Source organism: Pseudomonas onubensis (assembly GCF_965653655.1).
Taxonomy (GTDB): domain Bacteria; phylum Pseudomonadota; class Gammaproteobacteria; order Pseudomonadales; family Pseudomonadaceae; genus Aquipseudomonas.
In genome coordinates this window covers 1-8819 of record NZ_CBFHAZ010000164.1, presented here as the reverse complement: position 1 = coordinate 8819, position 8819 = coordinate 1, and the positions used below count along the sequence as shown (strand labels likewise).

The 8819-nt window shown below is 60.7% G+C and carries 5 protein-coding genes; 2 read left to right on the top strand and 3 right to left on the bottom strand.

Translation table 11 applies throughout. The annotated features are described in order from the left end of the window. Positions 1 to 225 precede the first annotated feature (225 nt). Both ACTD9P_RS28750 and ACTD9P_RS28745 read right to left on the bottom strand, forming a co-directional pair. The gene (locus ACTD9P_RS28750) at positions 226 to 2862 is read right to left on the bottom strand and encodes an MGH1-like glycoside hydrolase domain-containing protein (protein ID WP_438870303.1); all 2637 of its coding nucleotides are present in this window, start codon (positions 2860 to 2862) and stop codon (positions 226 to 228) included. A 131-nt stretch (positions 2863 to 2993) separates the two neighbouring features. Next, a complete protein-coding gene (locus ACTD9P_RS28745) occupies positions 2994 to 4403 on the bottom strand; it encodes an OprD family outer membrane porin (protein ID WP_438870302.1) in 1410 nt (469 codons plus the stop codon). Between the two features lie 288 nt (positions 4404 to 4691). Between ACTD9P_RS28745 and hglS the strand changes: the two genes are divergently transcribed. Further along, positions 4692 to 6068: a 2-oxoadipate dioxygenase/decarboxylase HglS gene (gene hglS / locus ACTD9P_RS28740; protein ID WP_438870301.1), complete on the top strand. Its 1377-nt coding sequence runs from the start codon at positions 4692 to 4694 to the stop codon at positions 6066 to 6068. A 124-nt stretch (positions 6069 to 6192) separates the two neighbouring features. On the opposite strand, the gene ACTD9P_RS28735 is transcribed toward hglS, so the two are convergent. After that, the gene (locus ACTD9P_RS28735) at positions 6193 to 6432 is read right to left on the bottom strand and encodes an HP1242/YdcH family protein (protein WP_438870300.1); all 240 of its coding nucleotides are present in this window, start codon (positions 6430 to 6432) and stop codon (positions 6193 to 6195) included. Between the two features lie 174 nt (positions 6433 to 6606). Here ACTD9P_RS28735 and tkt point away from each other — a divergent pair, with 174 nt between their 5' ends. Further along, positions 6607 to 8670, top strand: coding sequence for a transketolase (gene tkt, locus ACTD9P_RS28730; protein WP_438870299.1), 2064 nt, complete (start codon positions 6607 to 6609; stop codon positions 8668 to 8670). The last annotated feature ends 149 nt before the right edge of the window (positions 8671 to 8819 follow it).

Here is an 8819-nt window from a genome sequence, read left to right as displayed (position 1 = left end):
CCGAAGGTGCCTAAACCTAAGGAATGGCTTGAAGGCAAAGCCGCGAATGCCCACGTATCGACGGATCGGGTGCTTAAGGCCGCTAAAGTTAAAAGACCTTGAAAGGGCTGGCTGTAAGAGCGGAACCAATAGAAGCCGTTACCGCAGCAACGGATATGTACACCACCAAAAGACCGCCACAGCACGCAACCCAGCTCCCACAGAAAAGCGAATCAGTGGCACGGCTTAGCTTTTCGGTTGCAGCAACAACGCCACCAACGCACTCCACCCGGTCTGATGCGAAGCCCCCAACCCACGCCCGGTTTCGCCATGGAAATACTCATGGAACAACACCAGATCGCGACTGGCCGGGTCTGCTTCCAATTGCGCATAGCCCGCCATCGACGGGCGCAGGCCATCTTCATCGCGTAAAAACAAGCGGGTCAAACTTTGGCTGAGGCTGTCGGCTACTTCTTCCAGGGACGCCAGATAACCACTTCCCGTCGGGTACTCCACCGAGAAGTTATCCGCGTAGTAGCGGTGAAACTCGCGCAGCGATTCAATCAGCATGTAGTTCACCGGCATCCACAGCGGCCCGCGCCAATTGGAGTTGCCGCCGTACAAGCGTGAGTCGGACTCGCCGGGCTGGTAACGCGCGCACAGGGTGTCGCCGTTCATCTTCAGCGCCAGCGGCTGCTCGGCGAATGCCTTGGACAGGGAACGCACGCCGAAGGCCGACAAAAACTCCTGATCATCGAGCATGCGCCGCAGCAGGTCCTTGGTGCGCTCGCCGCGCAGCAAGGCGAGCAACAGGCGGTTGCCCTGCCCTGGTTCGTTCCAGCGCGACACCAGCTTGGCCAAATCCGGCCGGTGCTTCATGAAACCCAGTAGCCGCTCACGCAAGCCTTGCAAGCCTTCGTGCTCGCGTTGCTCCAGCACCAACACGGCAAACAACGGCATCAGGCCGACGATGGAGCGCAGGCGCACCGGCTCGTTCTGGCCGTCCGGGCGGTGCAGCACATCGTAGAAGAACTGGTCCTGCTCATCCCACAAGCCTTCGGCGCTGTCGTCCACGCGGTTGATCGCGCCGGCGATGTAGAGGAAGTGCTCAAAGAACTTCACCGCGATATCCACGTACACAACATTGCGCTTGGCCAGTTCCAGGCCAATGCGCATCAGGTCCAGGGCATAGGCCGCGACCCACGCGGTGCCGTCGGCCTGATCCAACTGGTAGCCTGGCGGCAAGGTGGCCGAGCGGTCGAACAAGGCGATGTTGTCCAGGCCCAGGAAGCCGCCCTGGAACAGGTTGCGGCCCTCGGCGTCCTTGCGGTTGACCCACCAGGAAAAATTCAGCAGCAGCTTGTGGAAAATCCGCTCGAGAAAGTCCATGTCGCCCACGCCGGTCAGCGCCTTGTCCTGCTGATACACGCGCCAACTGGCCCAGGCATGCACCGGCGGGTTGGCGTCGTCGAAACGCCATTCATACGCCGGCAGCTGGCCATTGGGGTGCATAAAGCGATCTTTGACCAGCAACAACAACTGTTGCTTGGCATACCCCGGATCAATCAACGCCATCGCCACGGCCTGGAAACCCTGGTCCCAGGACGCATACCACGGGTATTCCCAAGTGTCGGGCATGGACAAAATGTCGAAGTTCGACAGGTGCCGCCAATGGGTATTGCGGATGTGCAGGCGCTCGGGCGGCGGCGCGGGTTGGGCCGGGTCGCCATCGAGCCACTGGTTTACATCAAAGTAGTACAGCTGCTTGGACCACAGCAGCCCGGCCAGGGCCTGGCGCTGTACATTGCGCGCGTCATCATCGGCAATGCCTTGCTGCAAGGCGGCGTAGAAGTCGTCTGCCTCTTGGCGGCGCAGTTCGAACAGTTTGCGCGCATTGACTTCAGGCGCGTCCACCGGCGCAAACCGCAGGTACAGAGTCTTGGTCTCCTGGCCCGCCAGTTCGAGGATAAACCGCGCGGCGACCTTGGTGCCCACGTCCCGGCGGATTGCCGAGTCTGCGCCACCCACCACGTAGTCGTTGATGCCATCCTTGAACGGCCCCGGCGCCGGTTGCCCATCGAGCTTGGGGAAGTTGCTTTCGTTTTCGCAGAACAGCCACTCCAGGCCGTCCTGGCCCCAGGCGCTGAGGTGGCGATCGGTCAGTTCATGGTGCCGGGCCAGCACCTGCTCACCGTCCAGGCGCAATTGCGGCTTGGGCGCGTCAAGGGTCCAACTCCAGTCATTGCGCGCCCACAGTTGCGGCAGCACCTGCACACGCGTCGGCTGGTCCGCGCGGTTGTGAACGGTGACGCGCATGAAAATATCGTCAGGCTGATGCTTGGCGTATTCGACCGTTACATCACAGTAGCGGTTGTCTTCGAATACGCCGGTGTCGAGCACTTCGTACTCAGCATTCTCAAGCCCGCGGCGGGCGTTTTCGGCGATCAGGTCGGCATAGGGAAAAGGCGCATGCGGGTATTTGTAGAGCATGCGCATATAGGCATGGCTGGGCACGCCGTCGACAAAAAAGTACAGCTCTTTGACGTCTTCACCGTGGTTGCCTTCGGCGTTGTTGAGGCCGAACAGGCGCTCCTTGAGGATGCTGTCACGCTCGTTCCACAGCGCCAGGCCTAGGCACCAGCGTTGCGCCTTGTCGCTGAAACCCGCCAGGCCGTCCTCGCCCCAACGGTAGGCGCGGCTGCGGGCGTGTTCGTGGGGGAAGTAGGCCCAGGCATCGCCGTCGGCGCTGTAGTCCTCGCGCACCGTGCCCCACTGGCGTTCACTTAGATACGGGCCCCACTCGCGCCAACGCTCGGCGTCTTGGGCGGCCAGGCGCTGGCCTTCAATAGTTGCAAGGATGTTGGTTGCGGGCGTGGCCGTCATTGGGTCCTCCATCACTGACACAGTGGGGGCAGTGTAAAACTCATCCGTACGCGGATGCACATGAAGTCGTGTTCGCGCGCGCAAAAAAAGAGGCCGCTGTTTAGGCGGCCTCCGTTTGTGGCGGCGCGAGCTTAGAAGATCGCGTAGGTGTAGTTGAAGATCAGACGCGTCTGGTCCTGGTCCGCAGTGCCGGTGTTGTGCCCTTTGTAGGTACCGGTACGGAAGGTGGTGCCGAAGCCTTTGAGCGGGCCTTCCTGCACGACGTAGTCAAGGCGGAAGTCGGTTTCGTTTTCTTTCTGATCCGAACCACCGGCCACTTTGGACTTGATGCCCGTGCCGTCCAGGTACGCCACGGAAGCTTTCAAGCCCGGTACAAAGGCCTTGAAGTCGTAGGAGTACTGGCCAAAATTGACCTGCTCGCCCGCGCGGGAGAACTGGCCAACCACGGCGTCGGTGAACAGGTAGAAGTCGCTGCCGCCCGCGCCTTGTGCGTTTGGATCAGCGATGCTGCCCTGGTTGACCCAGACGAAGCCGCCGTCATCGCTCACACCGATGTGACCGAGCATCAGGCTGCTGCCGCCCAACTGGTAGGTGAACGCGGCGCTGTAGGTTTTGTTGTCCACTTCGCCGGCGTGCTTGGCGTAGCCGCCGTTGTTGTTGAACTGGTAGCCGGCTTCGCCGTTGCGACCGTCGCTGGTGCTGTCGAAGTAACGCAGGTCAGTCTTGAACGACTGGTCGTTACCCAATGGCAGCACGTGAACCAGGCCGAAGTAGTTCTGTTTGTAGAAGTCTTGCAGGTCGGCGTAGTAGTACTGCAACGTCAGGTTTTTAGCGATGGCGTTGTCGGACGAGCCAAACGGTTTGTAGTCCACGCCGCCGAACTTGAAGCTGTCGCTGTCGCGGGTACCGCCGGCAACACTCAAGCCTGTGGAGTTGCTGGAAGCACGGCCTTCGGCACGGTTGAGCTCACCACCGGTGAAGGTTACGTTAGGGATGTCGTTGGAGGTCAGGATGCCGCCGTCAAAGGTCTGCGGCGCCACACGGCTGTCGTTGGAGACCAGGATAGGCAACACCGGGGCCAAACCGCCACCGACGTGCAACTCGGTCTGGGAAATGCGGAACTTCACGTTACCCGCAGCACGACCAAAACTGTCGGCAGGTTCCGTGCCGTTGTTTTTGGTCGGGAAGAAGCTGTTGCCGTTACCCGCCAGGCCCGGGCCTGCGGCGTGGCCGTCGCCACCGTCCAGACGCAAGGCGCCGAACGCCATCACGTCAAAACCGACGCCAAGGGTGCCTTGGGTGTAACCGGATTTGTAGTCAAAACGCAGCAATGTCGCGGCTTCGCGCAGATCGTTGCTGGTGCCCGAACGGTTGTCCGCGCTGTAGTACATGGTGCGCGAGCTGACAGCCGCATGGCTGTCTTCAAGAAAACCGCTGTGCCCCGTGCCCGTGCCCAGAGAACCGAGCCCGAAGTCATCAGCGCACGCTTGTTGCGCGAGCAACGCTGCGGTGATGGATAACGCCAGTGTAGAAATTTTCATGTGTAACGGCCCCTAAACATTTTTTTATGTGCGTTGTGTGCAAACGGCGTTTTCATCCCTACAAACGTAACGATTGTTTCATGAGGACCGGGGCGCGCCTCGTGAAGAATTAGTTAGGAAAGTCGCCGCGAAAATGAAATTTTGCTGGCGCCGATTTTTGTCATATTTGCGTCATTTCATTCATTTGCAGAATGAAGTCCTGAGGATTCTTCGTTTGCCAGCCCCCTTAAAGCCCAACAGAATCCAGAGAAAGGCCGCACCCTCACCACCGTGTTCAGGAATTTTTCTATGCCAGGCGCCGCGTATGTCAGCCCCGACGAGATTCGCAAAGACTTTTCCAGGGCCATGTCCGACATGTACCGAGATGAAGTTCCGCTTTACGGCGCGCTGATGGAGCTGGTGGCCGAGACCAATACGCGGGTGCTGGAGAGTGATTCCGGGCTGGCCAAACACTTGCTACGCACCGGTGAAATGGATCGCCTGGCCATGGAGCGCCACGGCGCCATCCGCCTGGGCACCGCCCATGAACTGGCCACCATCGGCCGTCTGTTTGCGGTGATGGGCATGCAGCCGGTGGGCTATTACGACCTCACACCCGCCGGTGTGCCGGTGCATTCCACCGCCTTTCGCGCCGTGCATGAACAGGCGTTGCAGGCCAGCCCGTTCCGCGTCTTTACCTCCTTGCTACGCCTGGAATTGATCGAAAACATCGAGCTGCGCGCCTTCGCCGAAAGCGCCCTGGCCAAACGCTCGATTTTCACCCCTGGCGCCTTGGCGCTGATCGCGCAAGCCGAACGCGACGGCGGCCTGAACGCGGCGGATGCCCAAGTGTTTATCCGCGAGGCTTTGGAAACCTTTCGCTGGCACCACACCGCCACCGTAACCAGCGCCCAGTACCAGCAATTGAGTGACCAGCATCGCCTGATCGCCGACGTGGTGGCCTTCAAAGGCCCGCACATCAATCACCTGACGCCCCGCACCCTGGACATCGACCAGGTGCAGGCCGCCATGCCCGGTAAAGGCATCACGCCCAAAGCCGTGATCGAAGGTCCGCCACGTCGCCAGTGCCCGATCCTGCTGCGCCAGACCAGCTTCAAGGCGCTCGACGAACCCATCGCGTTTACCGACGCAAAAGGCAGCCACAGCGCGCGCTTCGGCGAAATAGAACAACGGGGGGTGGCGTTGACGCCAAAGGGCCGCGCCTTGTACGACCAGTTGCTGAACGCGGCGCGCGACGAACTGGGCGCCTTCCCGAATGAGGGCAACGCTGCACGTTATGTCGAATTGATGGAGCAACACTTCCAGGCCTTCCCCGATAACCACGCGCAGATGCGTGAACAGGGCCTGGCGTACTTTCGCTACTTCGTCACCGAGCAAGGCTTGGCGGCGCGCGGCCAGGCCGATTCAGCGCAGACGCTGGAGGCCTTGATGGCGTCCGGGCACGTGGCGGTGGAGCCTTTGGTGTACGAGGATTTTCTGCCGGTGAGTGCGGCGGGGATTTTCCAGTCGAACCTGGGCGATGCCGCGCAAAGTCACTACACGGCCCATTCGAACCAGGCTCAATTCGAGCAGGCGCTGGGGCGCGGGACGATTGATGAATTGAAGCTGTATGCAGAGACGCAGCAGAGCTCCATGGATGAATGCATCCAGGCGCTGCGTGCATAAGAAAGGATGCCCGCCCGGCTCAGCAGCGCAATCCTTGCGCCGCAACAGTCCCCAGAGCCGGGTGGACGGCCGGCATAATAAGCAGTGAAGCGCCGGCTGTCCCTCAGACAATTCTGAACAAATATTACCGTTCCGTTGTAGGAGGCAACTGCTCAACAATCTTGTCTTTGACCGACAGCCGTTTCTTCTTGAGCTTCTCCAATTCCTCGTCGGCTCCGCCTGATGCCTCGAAAGCGAGCACCTCCTTGTCGGCGGCGTCATATTGATTGAACAGTGAGTTCAGGTGTTTATTGTTCGCCCTGCGTTCGTGAACAACTTCCTTGCTCAAACCCAAATCCTGATACAGGTCGTGTTTCACTGGCATGGAGTACCTCCGCAAGTTGATCAATGGCCTACGCTTTGAAACTAGCCCATTCCAAGGGGTCTTGTCATGTCTTGGGTCAAGGCGGTCCCGTTCGTCGTAATGCGCACGATGGGATCAAACCTTTGCCGTGCCCTGCCCTCCACTGTAGATCGCCACCCGAGGGAGAACGGTTTCATGACTCACGCTGCCACTGCTGTCGACACCCAATGCATCAATACGATTCGCACCCTGGCCATGGATGCCGTGCAGAAGGCCAATTCCGGCCACCCCGGCACGCCCATGGGCCTGGCGCCGGTGGGCTACACCCTGTGGAGCCGCTTCCTGCGTTACCACCCCGAACATCCGGACTGGCCTAACCGCGACCGCTTTATCTTGTCGGTAGGGCACGCCTCCATGCTGTTGTATTCGCTGCTGCACCTGGCCGGTGTGGTCGAGATTGATGCCCACGGCAAGCGCTCCGGGCAGCCGGCGATCAGCCTGGATGACATCAAGCAATTCCGGCAGATGAGCTCCAAGACCCCCGGCCACCCCGAATACCGCATGACCACCGGCGTGGAAACCACCACCGGCCCGCTGGGCCAGGGCTGCGCCAACAGCGTCGGCATGGCCATGGCCGAACGCTGGCTGGGCAAACGCTTTAACCGCGACGGCCAGGTGTTGTTCGACTACAACGTCTACACCCTGTGCGGTGACGGCGACATGATGGAAGGCATCAGCAGCGAAGCGGCATCGATGGCCGGGCACTTGAAGCTCGATAACCTGTGCTGGATCTACGACAACAACACCATCAGCATCGAGGGCCACACCGAGCTGGCGTTCAGCGAAGACGTGATCAAGCGCTTCCAGGCCTATGGCTGGCACACCTTGCACGTTACCGATGCCAACGACTTGCAGGCCCTGAGCACCGCCCTGGAAACCTTCCAGACCAACACCGGCGCGCCGACCCTGATTGTGGTCGACAGCGTGATCGGCTACGGCTCACCGCACAAACACAACACTGCCGCCGCCCATGGTGAGCCGTTGGGCGATGAAGAAATTCGCCTGACCAAAGCGGCCTATGGCTGGCCGCAGGATTCCAGCTTCCTGGTGCCCGATGATACCCGCACGGTGCTGCGCGATGCGCTGCTGGAGCGCAGCCAACCGCTGTATGAAGCCTGGCAGAAAAAGCTGGCGCAGCTTGAGCAGTACGAACCGGAACTGGCCGATGAATTGCGCCGCATGCGCGCTGGCGAAATGCCGGAGCATTGGCAGGACGAATTGCCCCACTTCGACACCGACGCCAAGGGCATCGCCAGCCGCGCCGCCGGCGGCGAGGTGCTGAATGCCTTCGCACAACAAATCCCCTGGCTGCTGGGCGGCTCGGCGGACTTGTCGCCGTCGACCAAGACCAACCTCACCTTCGACGGCGCCGGGCGTTTCAGTGCCGACGACTACAGCGGGCGCAACCTGCACTTCGGCATCCGCGAACACGCCATGGGCGCGATTGCCAATGGCATGGCGCTGTCCTACCTGCGGCCGTATACCTCGACCTTCCTGGTGTTCAGCGACTACATGAAACCGCCGATCCGCCTGGCGGCAATCATGGAATTGCCGGTAGTGTTTGTGTTTACCCATGACTCCATCGGCGTCGGTGAAGACGGCCCGACGCACCAGCCGATCGAGCACCTGACGCAACTGCGCGCCACACCGGGGTTGCTGACCCTGCGCCCAGGCGATGCCAACGAAACGCTGGAACTGTGGAAGGTGGCCCTGGCGCAAACCCATCGGCCGAGCTGCGTGGTGCTGTCACGCCAGGCGTTGCCGACCTTGGATCGCACAAAATATGCGGCGGCGTCCGGGGCGGCCAAAGGCGCTTATGTGCTGGCGGGTGCTGATACGCCTCAGGTTCTGCTGTTGGCGACGGGCAGTGAAGTGAGCCTGGCGGTGGAGGCTTATGAGCAGTTGCAAGCTGAAGGCATTGCCGCTCAGGTGGTGTCGATGCCCAGCTGGGAATTGTTTGAAGACCAGGATCAGGCGTATCGCGACAGTGTCTTGCCACCTGCGGTCAAAGCCCGTGTGGTGGTGGAACAGGCTGGGCCTCTGGGTTGGGACCGCTATGTTGGGCAGACCGGCGCTAAAGTGGTAATGAACAGCTTTGGCGCGTCGGCACCGTTGGCCAAGTTGCAGGAGAAGTTTGGGTTTACGGTGGAGAATGTAGTGAAGCAGGCCAAGGACCAGATTCGCCTGGCTGGGCGTTGAGGGGGGCATATCCGTTATTTACGTAACGGCGGCCTATGGTTCCGCTCTTACAGCGGCTCACTTTTGGAAAGACCGGAATGCCGGCCCAGCCAAAAGTAAGCAAAAGGTCTTCGCCCCAACACTCGGTGCCTCGCTATGGCTCGGCATGC